Below are 23,100 nucleotides of genomic sequence, written 5' to 3' on the forward strand. Positions count from 1 at the left end.
GGTCCGGGCGCCCCAGTAGCCCAATTGGCAGAGGCAGCGGACTTAAAATCCGCGTGTTGTGGGTTCGAGTCCCACCTGGGGCACTGCCGGGAGGGAAAGTCCTGAACTTTCCCTCCTTCTGCGTTTTTGCACTGTGGGCAGACTCCCAGCTTTCATGTAGATTCCCCACAGGCAACGAGTGTTATAGGGATGTGACCTGAATCACTTATGTTCGCCAGTCAATTGCATTAGTTTGAGTCTTAATCAGGAACACCTGAGTAAATCGCATCAAAGGCAGTTCGCACCTTTCGATCGAGGAGACAACGAATGTTTGATCTTTCCCCAGCGGCGCCCCGAGCCGCCAAGCTAACCGCGCTTGGCATTGGGGTCGCTCTTCTGGCCACAGCTTGTGGTGGGTCTTCGACGCCGACCACGACTGGGTCTTCATCCGCCGCGGCGGCAGGGATCTCCTGCCCGGCACCGAGCGGCGGGGCGGGAGCCGGCAACAGCCAGGCTGCCTCCAACACGGGACCTGTGCCTCCCTCGACTACCACCACTGACACGCCGCTCAAGATTGGTTCGCTCCTGCCGACAACGGGGTCGCTGGCGTTCCTCGGGCCACCTGAAATTGCCGGTGTGAACCTGGGCATCAAGGAAGTCAACGACGCCGGTGGTGTCCTGGGCGCTCCGGTCTCGGTAGTCCACCGCGACTCCGGTGACACCAAGACGGACATCGCCACACAGTCCACCACGGCCCTCCTTGGCCAGGGCGTGAGCGCTGTGATCGGCGCAGCATCTTCGGGTGTCTCCAAGACGGTCATCAACCAGATCACCGGTGCCGGCGTCATCCAGTTCTCGCCTGCGAACACCTCGCCCGACTTCACCACCTGGGATGACAAGGGCCTGTACTGGCGTACGGCTCCCTCCGACGTCCTCCAGGGCAAGGTGCTCGGCAACTACATGGCCACCTGTGGCGCCCAGACCGTTGGCATGATCGTCCTCAACGACGCTTACGGCACCGGCCTGCAGAAGAACGTCAAGGAAGCCTTCGAGGCAGCCGGTGGCAAGGTCGTTGCAGAAGAACTCTTCAACGAAGGCGACTCGCAGTTCAGCAGCCAGGTGGACAAGGTCCTCGCGGCCAAGCCGGATGCCATCGCCCTGATCACCTTCGACCAGGCCAAGAGCATTGTTCCGCTGATCACCGGCAAGGGCATCAAGCCCACGCAGCTGTTCCTGGTTGACGGCAACACCTCCGACTACAGCAAGGACTTCCAGGCCGGCACCTTGAAGGGCGCACAGGGAACCATCCCCGGCACCTTCGCCAAGGATGCCTTCAAACAGAAGCTGCTCGCCATCGATCCCGCCCTGAAGGACTACTCCTACGCAGGCGAGTCGTATGACGCCGTGAACCTCATTGCCCTGGCGTCCGAGGCCGCCAAGAGCACCAAGGGTCCGGACATTGCGGCCAAGCTCAAGGAAGTCTCCGAGGGCGGCGAGAAGTGCTCCGACTTCGGCTCCTGCGTCAAGCTGCTCCGCGAGGGCAAGGACATCGACTACGACGGCCAGTCCGGCCCGGTGACGTTCTCCGACGCCGGTGACCCGACCGAGGCGTACATCGGTATCTACGAGTACCAGGATGACAACACCTACAAGCCGGTCCGGGAAGAGTTCGGCAAGCTCTAAGCCGCAACTCCCTCCGCCCGCTGACCAACAGGCCCCCTTCCACTCCGGTGGAAGGGGGTCTGTTTCTTTAGGACTCTGCGAGCACTCTCTCAACCATTTCCACACCCTGTTGTGCGAAGCCGTGGTCTCCAATTCCATGTGCCCACACCACCGTACCCACCGCTTGGTCCAGGTTTTCGAGCCGCCACATGGCATGCTCCTCCGGGCTGGACATGGTCTGTCCGAAGCCTTCGTGGAACGCGTCCGCGAGGTCAGGGGCCGTAAGGAACTGCTGGTGACTCAGCCGGACCAGATCATGCACCCAAGGGCGCAGGTCTGCGCGGCCGAAATCGATGACTTTCACCTCGCCGGCGTCGCAAAGCCAGTTCCTTGGCTGGTAGTCACCATGGGACGTCACCAGCGCAACCGGGTAAAGCTCGACGGCGGAGACCTCCTTGATCAGGTGGCTCACCATGGACTGCGGCAGCACATCCCTCGCCTTATCGATCAGGGCATTGGTCCGGGCGCTTAATGACCGCATGTAACTCCGCGACATACCAGCCGGACGATGAAGCCGTGCCAGAACTGCCCCGGCTTGGCGATATACGTCCGGGGAGCTTTCAGCAGGACTGCCGGCAACCAGCGTTCCCTCAAGGTATTGGGTAACGAGCAAGCCCTCTTCCGGCGCAGAGAACAGAAGTGTGGGAACTTTCCCCTCCAGCCCGTCCATGCCCCTGGCATAGGCGGCGATCTCACGGCGGATATGGTGGCTGGTTCGGCTTGCCTTGACGATGAACTTGCGCCCATCCATGCTTTCCACGTGCAGCACCGTGGTGTCTTGCAGTGGCCACGAGTAATCGCCCACCACGGTAAAGCTGCCCAACCACGCGACGAGCAGGCTGTGTTGCCTCTCGCTGATCGACTCAATCACCAACCCAGAATGCCATGCCTGCGGGGCGATCCGCGTTGCCAGCCTGCTTTGTGTGCTGTGGGCGGGGCACGACGGGCGGGTGGGTGTGCGGCTGCCACCTGCTTTGGGGCTGGTTAGGGTGGACACGCCGGGTTTTCGGGGCTTTGAGGGGCTGTGTGGGCTCGAAGTGGGTGGCGGCGGTACGGGGGTCTGGGTTTGCGTCTGTCATCCGGAGCGGGAGGTTCGACGGCGGCGCGTGGGTGAGTGCCGTCGTCGTGGGTTTGCGCTTGTGGGAGGTGGGTGTGCGGCTGCCACCTGCTTTGGGGCTGGTTAGGGTGGACACGCCGGGTTTTCGGGGCTTTGAGGGGCTGTGTGGGCTCGAAGTGGGTGGTGGCGGCACGGGGGCGGGAGGGCCAAGCAAAACGTTGGCCCCGGCTCAGCAAGCTGAACCGGGGCCAACGAGTGCTGTGCCGTACTTGTCAGACTTCGTCCGCGAGGGTACCCAGATACAGCTGGATCACCTTGGGGTCCTTCATGAGTTCACGCCCGGTGCCGGTGTAAGCATCCTTCCCTTGGTCCAGGACGTAGCCGCGGTCGCAGATCTGCAGGCAGCGGCGGGCGTTCTGCTCCACCATGATCACGGAGACTCCGGCCCGGTTGATCTCGTGGACACGCAGGAAAGTCTCGTCCTGCTTGACGGGGGAGAGGCCTGCGGACGGTTCGTCCAGCAACAGGACCGCAGGGTCCATCATGAGTGCCCGGCCCATGGCCACCATCTGCCGCTCGCCACCGGACAGCGACCCAGCCCGTTGTGCGCGGCGCTTGGCGAGTTCGGGGAAGAGGCTGGCAACAAAGTCAAAGCGCTCCGTGAAGGCTTTGGGCCGCTGGAACATGCCCATCTGAAGGTTTTCCTCGATGGTCAGGGTGGCGAAAACGTTGTTCGTCTGGGGAACAAAGCCGACGCCTTGTGTGACCAGCTTGTTGGCCTTCAGCCCGGTCAGGTCCTGGCCCCGGACAACCACGGTGCCGGAGTGGATCTTCACCAAACCGAACATGGCCTTCAGCAGCGTGGACTTACCCGCGCCGTTGGGGCCGATGATGCCGATCAGTTCGCCCTTCCGGGCTTCGATGCTGCAGCCATTAAGGATGTTCACGCCCGGCAGGTACCCGGCCACCAGGTTGGTGACCTTGACGACGGCGTCGCCAACGGGAGCCGCTGAAGGGGCAGCAGCCATGGGGCTTGCTCCACTCATTTTTCCCTCTCGTGCTTGGTCTCGGTGATGTCGGTAGACAGGATCCCGGCGTCTTCGGTGCCCACCACGGACTCATCGTCCGCCTCGAGTTCGGCTTCGAGTTCCTTGATGCCCTCAGCGTCGCCGAGGTCCACGTCATGGTGGGCGCCGAGATAGGCATCGATGACGGCGGGGTTCTTCATGACCTCACCGGGCGGGCCTTCGGCCACCACCTTGCCCTCGGCCATGACCACCACCCAGTCGGCGATGTGGCGGACCATGTTCATGTCGTGCTCGACGAACAGCACGGTCATGCCCTCGGCCTTGAGGTTCTTGATGTGGTCCAGGAGCGACTGGGTCAGTGCCGGGTTCACGCCTGCCATGGGCTCATCCAGCATGACCAGCTTGGGGCGGACCATGAGGGAGCGGGCCATTTCGAGGAGCTTGCGCTGCCCGCCCGAGAGGGAGGCAGCGTAGTCATCCTTCTTGGCATCCAGCTTGAACTTCTCCAGCAGGAGGTCCGCCTGGGCGGTGATCTCCTTTTCGCGTCCTCCCCAGATCCCTTTGAACAATGCCTTGGAGAGGCGCTCGCCGGGCTGGTTGGCTGCGCCGAGCCGCATGTTCTCCATCACGGTCAGCTTGCCCATGACCTTAGTCAGCTGGAACGTCCGGACCATGCCCATGCGGGCCACCTTGTAGGAGGAGACACCGGCCAGGCTGTTGCCCTCGAACTCCCACTTGCCGGAGTTGGGGGTGTCAAAGCCCGTCAACAGGTTGAACAACGTGGTTTTGCCCGCGCCGTTGGGGCCGATCAGGGCGGTGATCTTGTGGCGGGGAATCTCCAGGTATTCCACGTCCACGGCATTGATGCCGCCGAAGGACCGGGTGACGTTCTCCGCGACGACGATCGGGTCGCGCTTCTTGCAGCCGGGGGTGTTGTCCCCGACGGCGATGGGACGGTTATCCGTCATGTAATCGATGGTGTCAGCGTTTTGACCGTTGGTCCCGCTGTTGGTCTCGCTCATGTGAAAGCAAGCTCCTTCTTGTTGCCGAAGACGCCTTGCGGCCGGAAGATCATTAGGAGCATCAGGGCCACACCCACCAGAATGTAGCGCAACTGGCCTGCCTGTACCGTGGTCAGCCAGGTGATGGCTCCGGATTCAATGAGTCCATAGAGCACGCTCTGCGTCAGGGAAAGAACAACCCAGAAGATCATGGCGCCGATCACCGGACCCAGGACCGTGGCCATGCCGCCCAGCAGGAGGCATGTCCAGAGGAAGAAGGTGAGTTCCGTGCCGTAGTTGGATGGCTGAACCGCGCCGCGGGGGAGCGTGAAGATCATGCCTGCCAGGGCGCCGAGTACGCCGCCGATCACCAGGGCCTGCATCTTGTAGGAGTACACGTTCTTGCCGAGCGACCGAACGGCGTTCTCGTCTTCGCGGATGCCCTTCAGGACACGGCCCCACGGGCTGCGCATCAGGAGCCACACCAGGACACAGCAGATGATGACCAAGCCCCACCCGACAACACGGATGAAGAAGTCCCTGTTGTTCATGCCCATGTAGGAGCCTTCAGGGAACGGGTTCATGGAGTAGAAGCCGCCCTCGAAGGCCGCCAGTCCATTGGCCGAGCCCGTAACACTGGTCAGCTGGTTGGTGGTGACCACGTACCGGACGATTTCGGCGGCGGCGATGGTGACGATTGCCAGGTAATCCGCCCGCAGCCGCAGAGTGGGGATACCGAGGATGAAGGCGAAAATCACCGAACACAGCACCGCGATGAGCAGGCCGATGAAGAACGGCACCTCGAAGGACAATGTCGAGATAGCGAAACCGTAGGCACCCACGGCCATGAAGCCTGCCTGGCCGAAGTTCAGCAGGCCCGAGTAGCCGAAGTGGACGGCGAGGCCCAAAGCGGCGAGTGCGTAGGCCGCCGTCGTTGGACTGAAAAGTTCGCCCAGGGCGCTGGAAAGAATAAAACCGAAGTCCATGGCCCGCTCCTAACCCACACGCTCACGCCGGCCGAGGATACCCTGGGGCCGGAACAGAAGGACAACGATCATGATGAAGAGGGCGCCAACGTATTTAAGGTCGGCGGGCAGCCCGAACACGGTGGTCAACTCCACGAAGATGCCCACGACGATCGAACCGATCAGTGCACCGAACACGGTGCCGAGGCCGCCCAAGGTGACGCCCGCGAAGATGAGCAACAGGATCTGGGAGCCCATGTCGAAGGTAACGCCGGGCCGGTAGTACGCCCAGAGGATGCCGCCGAGGGAAGCCAGGACGCCGCCGACGATCCATACAATCCGGATCACCGAGTCAACGTCGATGCCGGACGCTGCCGCCAGGGCCGGGTTGTCGGCGACGGCGCGGGTTGCCTTGCCCAGGCGGGTCTTCAGGAGGACGAAGCCGATCAGGCCAATGACCACGGCGCTGATGATGAGCGACCACAGGTTGTTGGGCGAGATGGAGACCGGTCCGATCTGGATCTCGGCGCTCTGTGCGCCCGGCAGTTGCTGGGTGGCACCACCGAAGAAGAACTGGATGACGTAGCGGATGGCCAGTGCGAGGCCGATGCTGACGATCATCATGGGGACAAGGCCGGAACCGCGGCGCCGCAGGGGGCGCCAGAGACCGGCGTCCTGGACGTAGCCGAAGAGCCCGCCGCCCACCAGGGCCAACAGGATGGCCAGCCAGAAGGGGAAGCCAAAGCCGTTGAACAGGAACACGAGCACCGCGCCGAGCGTGACCATCTCACCGTGCGCGAAGTTGGTCAGGCCGGTGGTTCCAAAGATCAGGGAGAGGCCTACTGAGGCCAGCGCCAGCAGCAAGCCGAAACTGAGGCCGGCCACCAGACGGTTGAGGAGGTTTTGTCCGAAGTCCTGTTGCTGGATCACGATGCCTTTGCCGAAGGCGAAGATCACGGACAGGTTGGATGTCTGGCTGAACGTGACGTCCCGGGGGTTCTCCTGGCCCTCGGCGAGCGTGATTCCCTCCGGCAAGGTAGAGGTGTCAAGCTCGATCGTGTAGGTGCCCTGCACCGGTACTCCGATGTTCCAGGCGCCGTTTGAGCCCGAGGTTGCCTCACCCTCGAACCCGTTTCCGGAGGCCTTGATCTTGACGCCGGAGATCGGTGCCCGGGCGTCGTCGCGGAGGAACCCGCTGATGTTGTTCTGGAATGTTGTTGGTGATGGCGAAGGCGAGGGGGTGGTTGCCTCCGCCGCCGGTGCGGCGATCAGCAGAGTGGCGATGAGGGCGGCGAAGAATGCGCCCACAGCTCTCTGCAGTCCCTTGGACCGTCTCATGGACGGGTCGCGCAGTGTGCTTCTCAAAATGGAAACCTCCACAGTGGGGGTGGTCCCGGCAGCGCCATTGCAGCCGGTGCGAACGGTCATGGGCTTCGTGGACAATTCTTGCCTAAATGCCGCGATTGTGACCTAGGTCACCCATGTGTGGCCTATGTTACCGCTCGGGGGGGACAAAAAATCCCCACTTCAGGGGCGCTAAGGTAGCGATCAGATAACAACTGTGGCGTCACAGGCAACCTTCGGAGGGGGGAAGGCGGGCGACTTACGACGGCGGCAGGGGCCTGTCGTGTCACGGTTCAGTGTCGTCTGGGTGAACAGGGGAACTTTCCCTGCCCTGAACGCGTGGTAATTGGTACCGTGAATTATCACTTAGCCCTTTTTCAGGAGGACACCCGCAATGGCACTTGGCGGAAACCCGATCTTCAACGGAAAGAATTTCCGTGGAGCCACACAGGCGCCGCCTGTTCCGCAGAACCCGTACGGCCAGCAGTTTAACCAGGTCCCTGGCCGGGCACCCGGCCAGGTCATGGACGCCCAGTCCGCCTGGGCGGCGCAGCAGCAGAACCTGACGCACGAACAGCTGCAGCAGATGTACAACCAGCCGGCTGCAGGTCCTGCGGACACCGGACGCATGACCTACGACGACGTCATCATGAAGACCGTCATGTGCCTGGTGGTGCTGGTCATCGGCGCCGCGGTCACCCTGTTCGTGGCTCCTGCCCTGGCTACCATGCTCATGATCGTCGGCGCGCTGGGCGGTTTCGTCCTGGCGCTGGTCAACACGTTCAAGAAGCAGCCGTCGCCGGCCCTGATCCTTGCTTACGCAGGCCTTGAGGGTCTCTTCCTGGGTGGCCTCACCCGCGTTCTCGACGGCATGTTCCCGGGCGTCGGCCTTCAGGCAGTCATCGGCACCTTGGCTGTCTTTGGCGTCACGCTGCTGCTGTTCAAGAGCGGCAAGGTCCGTGCCACCCCCAAGATGATCCGCTTCTTCATGATCGCCACCATCGGGTACGCAGTCTTCGCGCTGATCAACCTCGTGATGATGTGGACCGGTGCTGTGCAGGAGCCTTTCGGCCTCCGCACGAGTTTCGAGATCGCCGGCATCCCGCTGGGTGTCTTCATCGGCATCCTGGCCATCGGCCTGGCGGCGTTCTCGCTGATCATGGACTTCACCAGCATTGAGGAAGGCGTTCGCGCCGGTGCTCCCGAGCGCTACTCCTGGACCGCTGCCTTCGGCCTGACTGTCACCCTCGTGTGGCTCTACGTCGAAATCATCCGCCTGCTGGCGATCCTGCGCGGCGACGACTAACGGCATCCGTTCCTCTGGACGTGCCCCGAAGGGAAACCTTCGGGGCACGTCCCGTTAAGAGACCCTTCAGCTCAAGCGCTCGAACACGACCGCCATTCCCTGGCCACCGCCAACGCACAGGGTGGCCAGCCCCAGGGTCTGGTCGCGGTCCTGGAGACCATTGAGCAGCGTGGTGGCCATTCGCGCACCGGTCATCCCGAACGGATGCCCCAAAGCGATCGCACCACCGTGGACGTTCAGCTTCTCCGGGTCGATCTGCAGCTCGCGTGCGCTCGCTATGACCTGGACGGCGAAAGCCTCGTTGAGTTCCACCAGGTCAATGTCCTCCATGGTCAGCCCGGCAAGGGCGAGGGCCCGGCGGGTGGACTCCACCGGCCCCAGGCCCATGATCTCCGGTGAGAGCGCACTGACGCCTGTGGACACAATCCGCGCCAAGGGCTGGAGCTCCAGTTCCCGTGCCCTTGATTCATTCATGACCACCACAGCCGCGGCGCCATCGTTCAACGGGCAGGCATTCCCGGCGGTGACGGTACCTTCCGCACGGAACACCGGCTGCAATGCCGAGACCGCCTCCAACGTAACGCCCGGCCTGGGGGAGTCGTCCCGATCCACCACAGTGCCATCCCTGCGCGTGTACGGGGTGATGTCCCGCGCGTAGAAGCCGGACGCGATAGCAGCCTCGGCCCGGTTCTGGCTGGTGACACCCCATTCGTCCTGCTCCCGCCGGGAAATGCCATACGTCGTGGCCACGTTCTCGGCGGTCTGGCCCATGGAGATATAGATATCCGGCAACCGCCCGCCAAGCCGGGGGTCGGTCCAAGGGATATTGGACGCTGCCCGCGCCGCCGTCCGCTGTGCTGCCGCGCCGAACAATGGGTTATGGTTGGCCGCGTCGGTTTCCCCGGCACCGGCCCAGTCTTTATAACGGGAGACGCTTTCCACCCCTGCGGACACCACGGCGTGGGCTTCGCCTGCTTTGATCGCGTGGAAGGCCATGCGCAATGTTTGCAGGCTCGACGCGCAGAACCGGTTGACGGTCGCAGCGGGAACGCGGTCAAGGCCTGCGAGCACGGCAGCAACCCGCGCCATGTTGGAACCGGCCTCGCCGCTGGGCTCCGCACAGCCGAGCAGGATGTCGTCCAGCCCGGTCCCGGGGCCGCTGGCCGGCTCGAACCCCGGGAGCTTGGCCAGGGCAGCCTGCACCATGGCCGTGGCGAGGTCGTCGGGGCGTTCGTCCTTGAGGGAGCCCTTGAAGGCCCTGCCGATCGGGCTTCTGGCAGTGGAAACGATCACAGCCTCAGTCATGGGCCCAGCTTACGCCCGGCACATGGCTGGACGCCGGGCGGATGCCGAACGCACGCCTCGGCGGCGTTCAGGCAAGACGCAATGCGCCGGCCGCAGGAGTCACGGTGAAGATGTCCGGTGCCATGAACCCCGCCTCGCTGAAGGCCACGACGACGGCGTCACGCACCTGTTGCTCCTTGCCCACCGGGGTCAGGGCGATGGCTGAGCCGCCGAACCCGCCGCCAGTCATCCGTGCGCCGATGGCCCCATTGGCCCGGGCCGTATCCACGGCGATGTCCAGTTCAGGGCAGGAAATCTCGAAATCGTCCCGCATGGAAACATGGCTGGCATCCAGCAACGCGCCGATGCTTGCCGGCCCGGTGGCGGCCAGGGCTTCCACGGTTTGGAGGACACGATCGTTCTCGGTGACAACGTGGCGGACGCGCTTCAGCGTGATCTCATCCAGCAGGCCTGCTGCATCTTCCAAAGCCTCCAGTCCGACGTCGCGCAGTGCCCTGACGCCCAGTACCTCTGCCCCCAGCTCACAGGACGCGCGGCGGGAAGCGTAACCGCCGTCAGCGTGGGAGTGCGAGACTTTCGTGTCGATCACCAGCAGGACCAAACCGGACGCCTCGGCGTCGAACGGCACCAGTTCCACATGCTGGTCCTGGCAGTCCAGGAACACCGCATGCCCTTTGGCTCCGCGCAGTGAGGCCGATTGGTCCATGATGCCGGTGGGAGCTCCTACGAACACGTTCTCGGCCCGCTGGGTGGCGATGACCAGCTGCTCGGCACCCAGACCGGCTCCGGTGATCTCGTTCAGCGCGGTGATGACGGCGCATTCAATGGCGTGTGAAGAGGACAGCCCGGCACCCAACGGCACGTCGGAATCCAGCAGGAGGTCGAATCCGGGGATGTCGATGCCTTGCTCCTGCAACGCCCATGCGACCCCCAAGGGGTACCGGGCCCAGCCTTCGCCGGATCCCGGTTCCAGCCCCGCGAGGTCGGCCTCGACCACACCGTGCCCGCCGAATGTGGACAGCAACCGGACGTTGGAATCATCTCTGACCCGAAGGGCCACCTTGGCCGTCTTGTCGATGGCGAACGGCAGGACGAAGCCCTCGTTGTAGTCGGTGTGTTCACCTATCAGGTTGACGCGCCCCGGCGCCTGCCACACGCCGTCGGGAGCCGACCCAAAGGTTTCCCGGAAACGGGCGGTGAGGGCGCTGGTGTCCGTGGTGGTGCTCATGCTGGGCTGCCTTCCAGGGTCTGGGAAACAGGGGCTTTAGCCGCGACGCTTCGCAGGCGGTCCGCGACGGCCTCCGGGGTGGTGTCATTGATGAACGCCCCCATGGCGGCCTCGGACCCTGCGAGGTACTTGAGTTTATCGGCTGCGCGGCGGGGGGACGTGAGTTGAAGGTGGAGTTGGCCTGCAGGGCGGAGGGCCGGGTCCAAGGGCGCCTGGTGCCAAGCGGAGATATACGGCATCGGCGTAGGGTAAAGGGCGTCCAGCCGCTTCAGCAGGTCCAGGTAGACGTGGGCGAGTTCGTCCCGTTCTTCGCCCGTCAGGGCTGCAAGGTCCGGGACGCTGCGGTGTGGAACCAGGTGCACTTCAAGGGGCCACCGGGCAGCGAACGGCACGTACGCGCTGAAGTGGGTTGCTTCCAGGACCATCCGGCTGCCGTCTTCGCGCTCAGCCTTCAAGAGGGAGGCCCCCAGGGTCTCTTTGGCGCCGGAGTCGTCGTAGTACTTCCGGGCCACAGCACCCAAGGTGGCAGCGCGCGGTGTCACGTACGGGTAGGCGTAGATTTGGCCGTGCGGATGGTGGAGCGTCACGCCGATATCGGCGCCGCGGTTTTCGAACGGGAAAACCTGGCGGATGCCCGGCAAGGCGCTCAGTGCTTCCGTGCGGTGGGCCCAGGCTTCGATGACTGTCCGCGCGCGGGTTTCCCCCAGCTCGGCGAACGAACCGGTGTGCCGGGGAGTGAAAGCCACGACCTCGCACCGGCCAAAGGCCGGACCCTTGATCCCGTGGCCGGACCCTCCCGCGGGAGGTGGTACCGGGATGTCACCAACCGCCGGACCCAGTGACGGGAAGCGGTTCTCGAAAACCACCACGTCATAGTCCGCGGCGGGGATCTCCGACGGATTCTCCTCAGTGGTGGGGCAGATGGGGCACTGATGGGCCGGCGGCAGGTGTGTCCGGGTCTGCCGATGTGCGGCGATGGCCACCCATTCACCCGACAAGGCATCGAACCGGACTTCGCCGGGCTCACCGCGGACCGGAAGGTCGCGGTGGTCCGCCAAGGAGGCGGGCATGCGCTCCGGAGTTCCTGGATCATCGAAGTAGATCAGCTCGCGGCTGTCCGCAAGGCGGGTACTGGTAATGCGGGTCATGCAGACCATTATTCCACAATCACCCAAAAGCGCATAGATTCTCACAAAACTTAACATTGAATCCGGGGAGGGAAGCCAACAGATGCAGTACGGTGGTTCCCATGCCTGCTTCCTCACCTTCCGCTGAAACCGGCCACCACGCAGAGCCACGGCGCTTCGCCACCGGACGCCAGTTCGAACTCCGCCGCGGCGACGCGCTCGCCGTCGTGACGGAGCTCGCTGCGGGCCTCCGCCTGTATTCCCGCAATGGCGTCCAACTGACCGAGAGCTACGGCGACGCCGACATTCCACCCGGCGCCACCGGCATCACGCTGGCTCCTTGGGCCAACCGGGTGGAGGACGGCGCCTGGTTGCTGGAGGGCAAGAAGCAGCAACTCGATATCACCGAGGTCAAGTACAACAATGCCAGCCACGGCCTCCTGCGGAATACCGGCTACACGCTGGTGGACGAATCAGAGCACTCGGTCACCCTCGAGGCAACCGTGTTCCCGCAGCACGGTTATCCGTTCCTGGTGCGACACCGGGTTCGCTACGAAGTGGACGCCAACCTGGACCTGCGGGTGCGGCAGACCCTGATCAACGACTCCCAGGACAAAGCTCCCTTCGTCCTCGGCGCCCACCCGTACCTGAGGTTGGGCGACGTACCGCCCGAGGATTTGGTCCTGACGGTCAAGGCCGCCACGCGGTTGGTGGCAGACGACCGCCTCATCCCGCGCAGCACCGCCCCAGCCGACGGGGTCTTCGACCTGTCCAAGGGAAGCCGCGTGGGCGACCTTGACGTAGACGTCGCCCTGACGGACCTGGAGTACGACGCCGGTATCGCCCGCCATACGCTGGCCGCACCTGATGGCCGCAGCGTCAGCCTGGAGCAGGATGTGAACTGCGCTTATGTGCACGTGTATGTCTCCCATATCTTCCCTGGACGCTCCCGGGCCGTTGCCATCGAGCCCATGACCGGACCGGCCAACGCCTTCAACAGCGGGGACGGGCTGCGGTGGCTTGGGGCGGGAGAATCCTTCACCATGGCGTGGGGCATCACGGCGTCGGTCTAGGTCCCGGAGGCCGTAGCGCGCGCTCCGGTTTCCCATACAGCGCGCCCTGCGGAATTATGGGTTTATGACGCCAATGCCTGACGCCAAACCGCGCTCTGACCGCCAAATAGCAGAGGACATCCCTTACGGGGTCCGGATCGCGGCGGCGTGGTCCTGGCGCGCAGGCCTGATCCTGCTCATGATCGGGGCCCTGGTGTGGCTCCTCGGCAAGGTCAGCTTCCTCATCATCCCCGTCATGGTCGCCGCACTGCTGGCCGGCCTCCTGTATCCGGTGGTGGCCTGGCTGCGGAACCGCGGGGTCCCGAATGGACTGGCTGTGGCCATAACGGTGTTGGCCTTCATCGGCGTCATCTCCGGTGCCCTGGCCCTGGTGGGCAGGCAGCTGATCTCGGGCTTCGGAGAGCTGTGGCATGAGGCCCTTGCCGGAATCCAACAGATCCAGGCCTGGCTCGCGGACGGCCCCCTGCACCTGACCGCGGACCAGATCGACCAATACATCTCCGATGCCGCGGCAGCCCTCCAGGACAACAGCAGCAGCATCCTCAGCGGCGCGTTGTCCTTTGGGAGCACTGCCGGCCACTTCGCCGCCGGCCTGGTCCTGGCGCTGTTCATCCTGATCTTCTTCCTGCTCGAAGGCAGCCGCATCTGGGCGTTCATTGTGCGGCTTCTGCCCAAGGCAGCACGCCGGGCGGCAGACGGAGCAGGCCGGCGCGGCTGGACGTCCATGGTCAATTACGTCCGCATCCAGATGTTCGTGGCTTTCGTGGACGCAGTTGGCATCGGCGTGGGAGCAGCCATCATCCAGGTGCCCCTGGCGCTGCCCCTTGCAGTGCTCGTTTTCATCGGCTCCTTCATCCCGGTGGTGGGTGCGCTGGTCACCGGAGCCATCGCCGTTCTGCTCGCACTCGTGGCCAACGGACCCATCAACGCGCTGATCATGCTCGCCATCGTCCTGCTGGTCCAGCAGCTCGAAAGCCACATCCTCCAACCCCTGGTCATGGGCAAGGCTGTGGCGCTGCACCCCGTGGCGGTCATCCTGACGGTGGCGGCCGGATCCTACCTCGCGGGGATCCCCGGCGCCCTCTTTGCGGTGCCGCTGCTCGCCGTAGCAAACACGGCCGTTCGGTACATTGCGGGCCGGACGTGGGAACATGATGAAGGATTGGGCGCGGCGGAATCCCCAACTGCCGCCGGTTCGCCCGGACCCGACGGAGATTCCAACTTCAAGGAAGCCAGGCTCCCCGGGGCCGAATCCGCCGGCGCCAAGAGCGCCGCCCGTAACACCAAGGCATCCGGCAGCTCCACCACGGGGCAGCCGGCGGCCGACACCAACAAAGGAGAATAGTCCGTGAATACCCTCGAAACCCTGCCCGTCACGCTGGACGATGTCCTCAAGGCGCAGGAGCTGCTCGAGGGCATTATTACCAAGACTCCGGTGGAGTCGTCCCGAGCCTTGGGCAGCCTCGTGGGCGGCAATGTCTTTTTCAAGTGCGAGAACCTGCAGCGGGCCGGTTCCTTCAAGGTCCGCGGCGCCTATGTGCGGATGGCCCGCTTGTCTGACGCAGAAAAGAAGCGTGGAGTGGTTGCCGCCTCCGCCGGCAACCACGCCCAGGGCGTCGCGGTGGCGGCCAAGAGCCTGGGCATCAACGCACGCATCTACATGCCGCTTGGTGTTGCCCTCCCCAAGCTGGCAGCAACCCGCAGCCACGGCGCCGAGGTTGTCCTCCACGGCCACAACGTGGACGAAGCCCTGGCCGAGGCCCAGCGGTATGCGGATGAAACCGGTGCTGTGTTTGTCCATCCCTTCGACAACGTGGACGTCGTGGCAGGGCAGGGCACCATCGGCCTGGAAATCCTGGAGCAGGTTCCCAACGTGGACACGATCCTGATGGGCGTGGGCGGCGGTGGGCTGCTGGCCGGTGTTGCGGTGGCCATCAAAGAGAAGGCCAAGGAGTTGGGCCGCGATATCCGGGTGATCGGCGTGCAGGCAGAGAACGCTGCCGCGTACCCGCCGTCGCTGGCCGCCGACGCCTTGGTGCCGCTGAAGAAAGTCTCGACCATGGCCGACGGCATCGCGGTCGGCCGTCCGGGACAGCTCCCGTTCAGCATCATCCGTGAACTAGTGGACGATGTCGTGACCGTGAGCGAAGATTCACTGGCGCGGGCGCTGATCTTCCTGCTCGAGCGCGCCAAGATGGTGGTCGAGCCCGCTGGTGCCGTTGGAGTAGCCGCACTCATGGACGGCAAGATCGAAAACCCGGGGAACACCGCCGTCGTGCTCTCCGGCGGCAACATCGATCCCATGCTCATGCTGAAAGTCATCCAGCGCGGTCTGTCGGCCGCAGGCCGGTTCATGACCGTGCGCATGATGCTGGACGACCGCCCCGGCTCGCTGGCAACGATCGCCCGCATCATCGCTGAAAACGACGCGAACGTCACCGGGTTGGACCACACCCGCCTGGGCGGGTCGATCAGCATGGGCGATGTCTCGATCACCATCAACCTGGAAACCAAGGGCCATGAACACGGTGAGCAGGTTCTCGGCGCCCTGCGTGCAGAAGGCTTCCAGCCAATCGTTGTTCACTGAAAGCCACGAGAACATCCGGTCCGTTGATGCCACTGATGCAAGGGGGAAGGCATGGTCCTCGAAACACCTGACGGCTCGAAAGCCGCGTCCAAGGAGACGCTCGCTGCGCGGGCCAAGGGCGGGCTGCTGTTCATGGGTGGATTTGTCATCCTCCTGTACGTCATCGAGTTCCTGAACACCCTCATGATGCACGGCCTCAACCGCACCTTCGGTTTGAGGCCGCGCAACGTGGACGGTGTGCTGGACATCCTGACGTTCCCCCTCCTGCATGCCAACCTTAACCACCTGCTCTCCAACACGCTCCCGCTCATCATCTTCGGATTCCTGGTATTCCTCGCAGGCGCGCGGGTGTTCCTGACGGCGCTGGCCTTCAGCTGGCTTGGCTCCGGACTGACCGTCTGGCTGATCGGCGGGGGAGGAGTCACCGTGGGAGCGTCCGGGCTGGTGTTCGGACTGTTCGCCTTCCTGCTGGTCCGCGGCTTCTTCAACCGCAACTGGTGGCAGATCCTGCTCTCCGTGGTGCTCTTCATGGCCTACGGCAGCATCCTTTTCGGGGTGCTTCCCACCGTCATGGGATTCGTGTCCTGGCAGGCCCATCTGGGTGGGGCGATCGGCGGCATCGTGGCAGCGATACTCCTGCGCCCGAAGAACCGAACGAACAACTCCTCCATCCCACGCTCACCCAACTAGGTCGCATTTGTGCGCGTTTTGAGGGCCCAAAACGCGCACAAATGCGACCCAGTTGGGGGAGCCGGGTACGCAAAACGCCGGCCATCCGTGAACGGATGGCCGGCGTTTTTGTGGGGCGTCTTAGCCGACGTACGGCTTGGCGGAGACGATCTCCACCGGGATTTCCTTGCCGTTGGGGGCGGTGTAGCTCAGCTTGTCGCCCTCCTTGTGGCCCATGATGGCAGCGCCCAGCGGCGACTTCTCGCTGAAGACGTCGATGTCTGAATCGCCGGCAATTTCGCGGGAACCCAGAAGGAACTTCTCTTCGTCTCCAGCGATGCGGGCAACCACCAGCATGCCGGGCTCAACGATTCCGTCGTCTGCGGGGGATTCTCCCACCTGGGCATCGCGGAGCAGCACGGTGAGCTGGCGGATGCGGGCTTCGATCTTGCCCTGCTCTTCCTTGGCTGCGTGGTAGCCGCCGTTTTCCTTGAGGTCGCCTTCCTGGCGTGCGGCATCGATCTTCTGGACAATTTCCGCCCGGCCAGCGCCGGAAAGGTGGTCCAGCTCAGCCTTCAAGCGGTCGAAAGCTTCCTGGGTAAGCCAAGCTGCAGTGGCGCCGTTGGTGGTAGACACGGATTTCTCCTCTTGATCTGACAAGCAAAAGACCCCGCCGAGGTGGCCACTCTGAAACTCAGTAACCAACTTAACGGGGTGAAGGTTTCATCCATTGTAGTAAATCCTTTGGATGAACCCAAACCGGTTGAGTTGCACATCACATGGGGCGCTATTTGCCGCTGTCCACGATCCAGCAGCTGTCCACCACACCGGAAACAGCAGGTGATTCGGTCCTCAGGACCGTGCGCTGGGCGGTGGTCCGGCCGCCGTCGGCGTTTTCCTCCGGCTGGTTCGGGCCGACCTCCACGACCTTCCATCCCACCACGGCGAACTTGGAATCCATGGCTTTCACGGCGCACTTGGCAGTGGCGCCCGGGTACTTGGTGACCTGGTAGTCCACCTCGGCCTGGGTGCCGTCGATGGTGCTGTAGCCGATGTCCTTGAACGTGACCGGAGCCTGCGCCGAACCCGTGGCCACATAGGCTGCGAAGCCGATGCCCAAGACCAAGGCGGCAATGACGATGTTCCGCTGGGTCTTCCGTGCCATGCCGCGCTTTTGGCCGCCGTAGCGATTGGCTAGGCTGTTGCTTGCCGGAAGTTCGGTGGCCGATAGGTCCTCTGAAGTCACCCATCCAGTTTAGTGCGGATCCCGGTATCTCCCGCACAGCCTTTTCAGCACCGTTCATGAAAGAGGAGCCGTCACGTGACAGCGTCCAGCAGTTCCGATCAGCAGTTGCGCCTGCTCGCCGTCCACGCCCATCCGGACGACGAGTCCAGCAAGGGTGCAGCCACCATGGCGATGTACGCCGCCAACGGTGTGGACGTCATGGTGGCAACGTGCACGGACGGCTCCCGCGGTGACATCCAGAACCCTGCCATGGAGGATGCCCCGCATCCCAAACGGGACATGGCCGGCGCCCGCCGCCTGGAGATGGCCAATGCGGCCGCGGTACTGGGTATCCGCCAGCGCTGGCTCGGTTTTGTGGATTCGGGGCTGCCGGAGGGCGATCCGCTTCCGCCGCTGCCTGCCGGCTGCTTCGCGCTGCAGCCGTTGGAACGCGCCGCGGCACCCTTGGTCCGCCTGGTTCGTGACTTCAAACCGCACGTGATCATCAGCTACGACGAAAACGGCGGGTATCCGCACCCGGATCACATCATGGCCCATAAAGTAGCCGTCGAGGCCTTCGAATCCGCTGGTGACCGGGACCGGTATCCCGGTACAGGAGAGCCCTGGGCGCCCAGCAAGCTCTACTACGACCGTGCCTTCAGTCCGGAACGGTTCCGTGCACTCCACTTCGCCTTGGAGGAAGCAGGCCTGCAGTCGCCCTACGCGGAGCGCCTGGCCGCCTGGCTCGAGGCCGATGCCGAAGGCCACACAGCGCCGCCCCCCGGACACCGGACCACCACGCAGGTGGACTGCGGCGATTTCTTCGAAGTGCGCGACGACGCCCTGCGCGCCCACCGGACCCAGATCGATCCTGTCGGTTTCTTCTTTGCTGTTTCTCCGGACCTGCAGCGAACGGCATGGCCGTGGGAGGACTACACACTGGTCAAGTCCACAGTGGAGTCGGAGTTGCCTGAAAAGGATCTCTTTGCGGGGATAAGATAGGTACCAGCTAGTTTCTATCGTTCGTAGAAGTTGCCTGCCGGCTGCTGCTGCGGGCTCCGGATGAGGCCAGCCGGCTTGCATCAGCTCCCATAGAAGGTTTCAACGTGCACCACTTGCTCCTCGCCCTGTCTGTCAGCCCGTCGCCAGCGCCGACACCTTCGCTGCGGCCCGGCCTGTCCGAGGACCAGGTGACGCCCGGTACCTGGGGCTTCGTGCTGACGGCCTTCATCGTGATCCTCACGACGTTCCTGATCGTGGACATGGTGCGCCGTATCCGCCGGGTGCGGTACCGCGCCCAAGTGGAAGAGGCCCGCCTTGCCGCCCAGGCTGATGCCGGGGGCGCTGCGGATGAGAACGGCGATGCCGGAACCGGGACCCGCTGAGGGGAACGGAAACCGCTGGCCCGGGGCTGAAAACGTCCTGGGCCGGCCCAGTGGTTGCCGTCCAGGCTGATAACGACGGCGGGTGGCCGGCTGGAGCGAGCCCGCTACCGTTGCGGAGCTTGAGGCCGGGCTTGCGCGGATGCCGGCGTTGGAGTCCTAAATCGGGCCTGGACTGAGTACGGCCATCATGATCGCTATGAAGTGTGCCGTGAAGGCCAGCACCGTGAAGGCGTGGAAGAGTTCGTGGAAGCCGAAGTGTTTCATGCTGAAGTTCGGCCGCTTGATGCCATAGAACACCGCACCGGCGATGTAGAGGGCACCGCCCACGCAGATGAGGACCGCTGCGGGAGCGTTGGCGGCGAAAAACTGCGGAAGGTAAAACAGGGCGCCGCAGCCAAGGGCAACGTAGACAGGCACGTACAACCACCGGGGCGCGTGGGTCCAGATGATGCGGAAGAGGACGCCGACGATCGCCCCGGACCAGATGAGCCACAGCAGCGTCACAGCCTGGGAGCGTTCCAGGAGCGACCACGCCAGGGGAGTGTAGCTTCCTGCGATGACCAGCATGATGTTGGTGTGGTCCAGCCTCTTGAGCACCATACGGACCTTGGGGCTCCAGTTGCCGCGGTGGTAGACCGCGCTGACGCCGAAGAGGAGGATCCCCGTCAGGGCATAGACGGCGGAGGTGATTTTCCGGTCCGCCGTAGGGGCGAGGGCAACCAGGACAATGCCTGCAGCCAACGCGAAGGGTGTGGCCACGGCATGGATCCATCCACGCCAAAGGGGCTTGGTGACGAGCAGTTCGGCCATTGTTAAAGAGTAACCTACGGTTCGGTAAGTTACTGACTGGTAGCTCAAATTTCCCTGCTCATCAGGGTTCGGCTGCAGCAGCCGGACGGTTGGGGAAGGTAGCCTTGGATGTGCGCCGTCGTCGTACACAGAAGGAAGTCAGGTGAGAGTCCGGTGGAACTGCCCGGTTTCCTCTATGGCTTCTACGAACGCCAGCTCCTGCAGTCCCTCAAGCAGGACAGAATCCCCCGGCACATAGGCGTCATGGTGGATGGCAACCGCCGCTGGGCCCGCCAGTTCAACGCTCCCACCAGCCAGGGCCACCAGGCGGGGGCGGACAAGATCCACGAATTCCTTGGCTGGTGCCAGGAACTGGGCGTCAAAGTGGTCACCCTCTACATGCTGTCTACCGACAACATGAACAGGTCCGGCGAAGAACTGGACCTGCTGATGGGGATCATCGCCAACACCATGGACCGCCTGGACGAGAACGAAGACATTTCCGTCCACGCCATGGGCGTCCCCGAACTCCTGCCCGACTACCTCGCCGAGCGGCTCAACAAACTCACTGCGCGCACTCCGGTCCACGAGAAAATCCACGTCAACGTGGCCGTCGGTTATGGTGGCCGTCGTGAAATCGTTGATGCCGTGCGCGAGCTGCTCCACGATGCGGCAGCAAAGGGCAGAAGCATCACCGAGGTCGCCGACGAGCTCTCGGTGGACGACATCTCCCGCTTCCTCTACACCCGCGGCCAGCCCGATCCCGACCTCGTGATCCGCACATCGGGCGAGCAACGGCTTTCCGGCTTCCTCATGTGGCAAAGCGCGTACAGCGAGTTCTACTTCTGCGAAGCCCTGTGGCCGGCATTCCGCAAGGTGGACTTCCTCCGCGCCTTGCGGGACTACGCGGGCCGGCAACGGCGCTTCGGATCCTGAACCACCGCCCACCGGCGGCGTGGTTTACGTGGAATTCACACACCCGTCACGCGACTTGCCGCCCGATGATTGTGGAAATGCATGTGGTCAGGATTACGTTAATCCCATCAGCAGGCAAAACCGCCCGCTGATCGGGGAGGCCAGTAGATGGAGCGGATCATCGCACCAGTTACAGGGGAGGCCACGCCCGGCCTTCCGGCCGAGCCGCTTCACCATAAAGCCGGGCAACCGCCCGGGGCTGGAGTCGATGTGGCTATTTCTGAGCAACTGCCCGCAATGGTTTCCGACGGGGAAAGTGCAGCTACCTCTCGCAAGCGGGCCACACAAGCGAAGCGGACCGGCGCGTCCGCTGCTGGCCGCAGTTACGTGATCGACACGTCCGTCCTCCTCTCGGATCCAAACGCCTTGCTGCGTTTCGCCGAACACGAGGTGATCGTGCCGATCGTGGTCATCAGCGAGCTGGAAGGCAAACGGCACGACCCCGAACTTGGCTACTTTGCCCGGAAGGCCCTGCGACTCCTGGACGACCTCCGCACGGAACACGGCGGTCTGAACCACGCCATACCCATAGGAACCGAGGGTGGTCTGCTCAGGGTGGAGTTGAACCATATCTCGCCGGACGTCCTGCCGGCAGGGTTCCGTGGCGGTGACAACGACAGCCGTATCCTGGCCGTCGCGAAGAACCTGGCCAATGAAGGCCACAACGTCACTGTTGTTTCCAAAGACCTTCCCATGCGCGTCAAAGCCTCAGCCATGGGCCTGCATGCCGATGAATACCGCAACGAACTCGTCAAAGACTCCGGCTGGACCGGCATGGCCGAAGTGGAGGCCACAGAAGGCGAGATCACCACCCTCTACGGCCACGAACCCGTCTTCATCCCCGCTGCAGCAGAACTGCCCGTCAATACAGGGCTCGTGCTGCTCTCCAACCGCGGATCGGCCCTTGGCCGGGTTGGCTCCGACAAGCAGGTGCGGCTCGTCAAAGGCGACCGGGATGTCTTCGGTCTCCACGGTCGCTCAGCCGAACAGCGCCTGGCCATTGACCTCCTCATGGACCCTTCCGTAGGTATCGTCTCGATCGGCGGCCGCGCGGGAACGGGCAAGTCGGCGCTCGCGCTCTGCGCCGGCCTCGAGGCCGTCCTGGAACGCCGCGAACACCGCAAGGTAGTGGTCTTCCGGCCCCTCTACGCCGTGGGTGGCCAGGAACTCGGCTACCTGCCGGGATCCGAAGCCGAAAAGATGAACCCCTGGGCCCAGGCGGTCTTCGACACCCTGGGTGCATTGGTCAGCCAGGAGGTTGTTGAGGAAGTCATGGACCGCGGCATGCTGGAAGTCCTGCCGCTCACCCATATCCGCGGGCGCTCGCTCCACGACGCCTTCGTGATCGTGGACGAGGCACAGTCCCTGGAAAAGAACGTCCTCCTGACCGTCATGAGCCGGATCGGACAGAACTCCAAGATCGTCCTCACCCACGACGTCGCCCAGCGTGACAACCTCAGGGTCGGCAGGCACGACGGTGTGGCGGCCGTCGTCGAGACGCTGAAGGGACATCCGCTGTTCGGCCACATCACGCTGACGCGTTCCGAGAGGTCGCCGATTGCGGCCCTGGTGACGGAGTTGCTTGAAGGGGCAGAAATCTAAGAGGGGTACTGCCGCGGCTTGTTCACCAGAGCAAGCCGCGGCCGGGTCCGCCGTGCCGCAGGTCAGAGTCCCAGATACGATTTCAGCCCTTCGTGGCCTTGGACTGTGAGGGTCCAGTCGGGGCGTTTGAAGGTGGTGGGTATGAGGCGGACCTTTTGGACTTCTTCCACTGTGGCGCCCCAAGTGTGGCGGACGATCCCGTTGGGTTCGTAGCCCAGGGTGGTGGAGACGCCGAGGGATTGCTTGTTCCACACTGCGGCTTCCGACTCGGCCACTTCCGCTTGCAGGTAATCGAACGCGTAGCCGACGACGGCGGCACGCATCTCCGTGCCGACGCCGCGGCCTTGTGCCGCTTGCTTCAACCAGGAGCCCGTGCGGACCGTCTTGAGGACACCGAAGTTCCTGGCTGCGATGTCCTGCACGCCCAGGAACTCATCGTCCTGCCAAACGCCGAAGAGGAGCGTCCAGTCGTCGGGCGTGAATCCCGCCCGGCAGCGCCAATACCACTGGGCCATGTTTGGGGCCAGTTCGTCGTTGGGTAGCTCGGACCATGGGGTGCTGAACGGGTTCCTGCCTGGTTCGTGGATGCCTGACCTTGCCGCAGCAACCGCAGCCGGGATGTCGGCGTCGAGAATCGGGCGAAGAACCAACCGCGGGGTAGCGAGGGTAAGTCCGAAGGGGGGCCAGATGTCTGCCAGCGATGTCATCGCCGTAGTCTAGCCGCAGTTGGGCG

The 23,100-nt window shown here is 63.8% G+C and carries 22 protein-coding genes and 1 tRNA gene; 11 read left to right on the forward strand and 12 right to left on the reverse strand.

The annotated features are described in order from the left end of the window. Positions 1-9 precede the first annotated feature (9 nt). Positions 10-83: transfer RNA gene (locus tag ACPFL9_RS06370), tRNA-Leu, on the forward strand. A 223-nt stretch (positions 84-306) separates the two neighbouring features. Continuing rightward, positions 307-1,662, forward strand: coding sequence for an ABC transporter substrate-binding protein (locus tag ACPFL9_RS06375; protein ID WP_426006466.1), 1,356 nt, complete (start codon positions 307-309; stop codon positions 1,660-1,662). A 67-nt stretch (positions 1,663-1,729) separates the two neighbouring features. On the opposite strand, the gene ACPFL9_RS06380 is transcribed toward ACPFL9_RS06375, so the two are convergent. From ACPFL9_RS06380 to ACPFL9_RS06400, 5 genes are all read right to left on the reverse strand, one after another. Then, complete coding sequence (locus ACPFL9_RS06380) at positions 1,730-2,572, reverse strand: phosphotransferase (protein WP_426006467.1); 843 nt, start codon at positions 2,570-2,572, stop codon at positions 1,730-1,732. Between the two features lie 458 nt (positions 2,573-3,030). After that, positions 3,031-3,804 carry an ABC transporter ATP-binding protein gene (locus tag ACPFL9_RS06385; RefSeq protein ID WP_426006469.1) on the reverse strand — a complete coding sequence of 258 codons (774 nt, stop codon included), beginning with the start codon at positions 3,802-3,804 and terminating at the stop codon, positions 3,031-3,033. Then, entirely contained in the window at positions 3,801-4,808 is a 1,008-nt protein-coding gene (locus tag ACPFL9_RS06390) for an ABC transporter ATP-binding protein (RefSeq protein WP_426006470.1), read from the reverse strand. The genes ACPFL9_RS06385 and ACPFL9_RS06390 overlap by 4 nt, the downstream gene beginning before the upstream one ends. Beyond that, positions 4,805-5,773, reverse strand: coding sequence for a branched-chain amino acid ABC transporter permease (locus ACPFL9_RS06395; protein WP_426006471.1), 969 nt, complete (start codon positions 5,771-5,773; stop codon positions 4,805-4,807). The genes ACPFL9_RS06390 and ACPFL9_RS06395 overlap by 4 nt, the downstream gene beginning before the upstream one ends. Before the next feature lie 9 nt (positions 5,774-5,782). Next, entirely contained in the window at positions 5,783-7,180 is a 1,398-nt protein-coding gene (locus ACPFL9_RS06400) for a branched-chain amino acid ABC transporter permease (protein ID WP_426006472.1), read from the reverse strand. Positions 7,181-7,490: 310 nt separating this feature from the next. On the opposite strand from ACPFL9_RS06400, the gene ACPFL9_RS06405 reads away from it, so the two are divergent. After that, a complete protein-coding gene (locus ACPFL9_RS06405) occupies positions 7,491-8,402 on the forward strand; it encodes a Bax inhibitor-1/YccA family protein (RefSeq protein WP_426006473.1) in 912 nt (303 codons plus the stop codon). A gap of 66 nt (positions 8,403-8,468) precedes the next feature. Here the strand turns inward: ACPFL9_RS06405 and ACPFL9_RS06410 are convergent, their stop codons facing one another. From ACPFL9_RS06410 to galT, 3 genes are all read right to left on the reverse strand, one after another. Next, complete coding sequence (locus ACPFL9_RS06410; protein WP_426006474.1) at positions 8,469-9,707, reverse strand: acetyl-CoA C-acetyltransferase; 1,239 nt, start codon at positions 9,705-9,707, stop codon at positions 8,469-8,471. 67 nt (positions 9,708-9,774) lie between these two features. After that, positions 9,775-10,935 carry a galactokinase gene (gene galK, locus ACPFL9_RS06415; protein WP_426006475.1) on the reverse strand — a complete coding sequence of 387 codons (1,161 nt, stop codon included), beginning with the start codon at positions 10,933-10,935 and terminating at the stop codon, positions 9,775-9,777. Beyond that, positions 10,932-12,083: a galactose-1-phosphate uridylyltransferase gene (gene galT, locus ACPFL9_RS06420; protein WP_426006476.1), complete on the reverse strand. Its 1,152-nt coding sequence runs from the start codon at positions 12,081-12,083 to the stop codon at positions 10,932-10,934. Before galT ends, galK begins: the two co-directional genes overlap by 4 nt. A 101-nt stretch (positions 12,084-12,184) precedes the next feature. Between galT and ACPFL9_RS06425 the strand changes: the two genes are divergently transcribed. The 4 genes from ACPFL9_RS06425 (at position 12,185) to ACPFL9_RS06440 (ending at position 16,412) form a co-directional block, all read left to right on the forward strand. Next, on the forward strand, positions 12,185-13,135 hold the full coding sequence (locus ACPFL9_RS06425) for an aldose 1-epimerase family protein (RefSeq protein ID WP_426006477.1): 951 nt from the start codon (positions 12,185-12,187) through the stop codon (positions 13,133-13,135). A 64-nt stretch (positions 13,136-13,199) separates the two neighbouring features. Next, positions 13,200-14,480, forward strand: a complete 1,281-nt coding sequence (locus tag ACPFL9_RS06430; RefSeq protein ID WP_426006478.1) for an AI-2E family transporter — start codon at positions 13,200-13,202, stop codon at positions 14,478-14,480. A gap of 3 nt (positions 14,481-14,483) precedes the next feature. Beyond that, positions 14,484-15,722 carry a threonine ammonia-lyase gene (gene ilvA / locus ACPFL9_RS06435; protein ID WP_426006479.1) on the forward strand — a complete coding sequence of 413 codons (1,239 nt, stop codon included), beginning with the start codon at positions 14,484-14,486 and terminating at the stop codon, positions 15,720-15,722. A gap of 51 nt (positions 15,723-15,773) precedes the next feature. Continuing rightward, on the forward strand, positions 15,774-16,412 hold the full coding sequence (locus ACPFL9_RS06440) for a rhomboid family intramembrane serine protease (protein WP_426006481.1): 639 nt from the start codon (positions 15,774-15,776) through the stop codon (positions 16,410-16,412). A 120-nt stretch (positions 16,413-16,532) separates the two neighbouring features. Here the strand turns inward: ACPFL9_RS06440 and greA are convergent, their stop codons facing one another. Together greA and ACPFL9_RS06450 are read right to left on the reverse strand one after the other, a co-directional pair. Further along, positions 16,533-17,027: a transcription elongation factor GreA gene (gene greA, locus ACPFL9_RS06445; protein ID WP_426006482.1), complete on the reverse strand. Its 495-nt coding sequence runs from the start codon at positions 17,025-17,027 to the stop codon at positions 16,533-16,535. Between the two features lie 151 nt (positions 17,028-17,178). Further along, positions 17,179-17,637 (reverse strand): DUF4307 domain-containing protein, encoded by a 459-nt coding sequence (locus ACPFL9_RS06450; RefSeq protein ID WP_426006484.1) that lies wholly within the window; start codon positions 17,635-17,637, stop codon positions 17,179-17,181. Between the two features lie 75 nt (positions 17,638-17,712). Between ACPFL9_RS06450 and mca the strand changes: the two genes are divergently transcribed. Both mca and ACPFL9_RS06460 read left to right on the forward strand, forming a co-directional pair. After that, on the forward strand, positions 17,713-18,618 hold the full coding sequence (gene mca / locus ACPFL9_RS06455) for a mycothiol conjugate amidase Mca (protein WP_426006486.1): 906 nt from the start codon (positions 17,713-17,715) through the stop codon (positions 18,616-18,618). A 104-nt stretch (positions 18,619-18,722) separates the two neighbouring features. After that, positions 18,723-19,001: a hypothetical protein gene (locus tag ACPFL9_RS06460; protein ID WP_426006487.1), complete on the forward strand. Its 279-nt coding sequence runs from the start codon at positions 18,723-18,725 to the stop codon at positions 18,999-19,001. A 156-nt stretch (positions 19,002-19,157) separates the two neighbouring features. On the opposite strand, the gene trhA is transcribed toward ACPFL9_RS06460, so the two are convergent. Beyond that, on the reverse strand, positions 19,158-19,811 hold the full coding sequence (trhA, locus tag ACPFL9_RS06465) for a PAQR family membrane homeostasis protein TrhA (protein WP_426006489.1): 654 nt from the start codon (positions 19,809-19,811) through the stop codon (positions 19,158-19,160). 108 nt (positions 19,812-19,919) lie between these two features. Between trhA and ACPFL9_RS06470 the strand changes: the two genes are divergently transcribed. Both ACPFL9_RS06470 and ACPFL9_RS06475 read left to right on the forward strand, forming a co-directional pair. Beyond that, a complete protein-coding gene (locus tag ACPFL9_RS06470; protein WP_426006491.1) occupies positions 19,920-20,726 on the forward strand; it encodes an isoprenyl transferase in 807 nt (268 codons plus the stop codon). Positions 20,727-20,975: 249 nt separating this feature from the next. Further along, positions 20,976-22,367 carry a PhoH family protein gene (locus tag ACPFL9_RS06475; RefSeq protein WP_426006493.1) on the forward strand — a complete coding sequence of 464 codons (1,392 nt, stop codon included), beginning with the start codon at positions 20,976-20,978 and terminating at the stop codon, positions 22,365-22,367. Positions 22,368-22,429: 62 nt separating this feature from the next. Here ACPFL9_RS06475 and ACPFL9_RS06480 read toward each other — a convergent pair whose 3' ends face one another. Next, positions 22,430-23,074 (reverse strand): GNAT family N-acetyltransferase, encoded by a 645-nt coding sequence (locus ACPFL9_RS06480; RefSeq protein ID WP_426006495.1) that lies wholly within the window; start codon positions 23,072-23,074, stop codon positions 22,430-22,432. Positions 23,075-23,100 lie beyond the last annotated feature (26 nt).

This window comes from Paenarthrobacter sp. NyZ202 (assembly GCF_049860755.1).
Taxonomy (GTDB): Bacteria; Actinomycetota; Actinomycetes; order Actinomycetales; family Micrococcaceae; genus Arthrobacter.

Excerpts from the sequence above, each read along its gene's own strand:
- ACPFL9_RS06375 (WP_426006466.1), top strand. The coding sequence starts at position 307 with ATGTTTGATCTTTCCCCAGCGGCGCCCCGAGCCGCCAAGCTAACCGCG.
- ACPFL9_RS06385 (WP_426006469.1), bottom strand. The coding sequence starts at position 3,804 with ATGAGTGGAGCAAGCCCCATGGCTGCTGCCCCTTCAGCGGCTCCCGTT.
- ACPFL9_RS06390 (WP_426006470.1), bottom strand. The coding sequence starts at position 4,808 with ATGAGCGAGACCAACAGCGGGACCAACGGTCAAAACGCTGACACCATC.
- ACPFL9_RS06395 (WP_426006471.1), bottom strand. The coding sequence starts at position 5,773 with ATGGACTTCGGTTTTATTCTTTCCAGCGCCCTGGGCGAACTTTTCAGT.
- ACPFL9_RS06400 (WP_426006472.1), bottom strand. The coding sequence starts at position 7,180 with ATGACCGTTCGCACCGGCTGCAATGGCGCTGCCGGGACCACCCCCACT.
- ACPFL9_RS06405 (WP_426006473.1), top strand. The coding sequence starts at position 7,491 with ATGGCACTTGGCGGAAACCCGATCTTCAACGGAAAGAATTTCCGTGGA.
- ACPFL9_RS06410 (WP_426006474.1), bottom strand. The coding sequence starts at position 9,707 with ATGACTGAGGCTGTGATCGTTTCCACTGCCAGAAGCCCGATCGGCAGG.
- galK (WP_426006475.1), bottom strand. The coding sequence starts at position 10,935 with ATGAGCACCACCACGGACACCAGCGCCCTCACCGCCCGTTTCCGGGAA.
- galT (WP_426006476.1), bottom strand. The coding sequence starts at position 12,083 with ATGACCCGCATTACCAGTACCCGCCTTGCGGACAGCCGCGAGCTGATC.
- ACPFL9_RS06425 (WP_426006477.1), top strand. The coding sequence starts at position 12,185 with ATGCCTGCTTCCTCACCTTCCGCTGAAACCGGCCACCACGCAGAGCCA.
- ACPFL9_RS06430 (WP_426006478.1), top strand. The coding sequence starts at position 13,200 with ATGACGCCAATGCCTGACGCCAAACCGCGCTCTGACCGCCAAATAGCA.
- ACPFL9_RS06440 (WP_426006481.1), top strand. The coding sequence starts at position 15,774 with ATGGTCCTCGAAACACCTGACGGCTCGAAAGCCGCGTCCAAGGAGACG.
- trhA (WP_426006489.1), bottom strand. The coding sequence starts at position 19,811 with ATGGCCGAACTGCTCGTCACCAAGCCCCTTTGGCGTGGATGGATCCAT.
- ACPFL9_RS06470 (WP_426006491.1), top strand. The coding sequence starts at position 19,920 with ATGTGCGCCGTCGTCGTACACAGAAGGAAGTCAGGTGAGAGTCCGGTG.
- ACPFL9_RS06480 (WP_426006495.1), bottom strand. The coding sequence starts at position 23,074 with ATGACATCGCTGGCAGACATCTGGCCCCCCTTCGGACTTACCCTCGCT.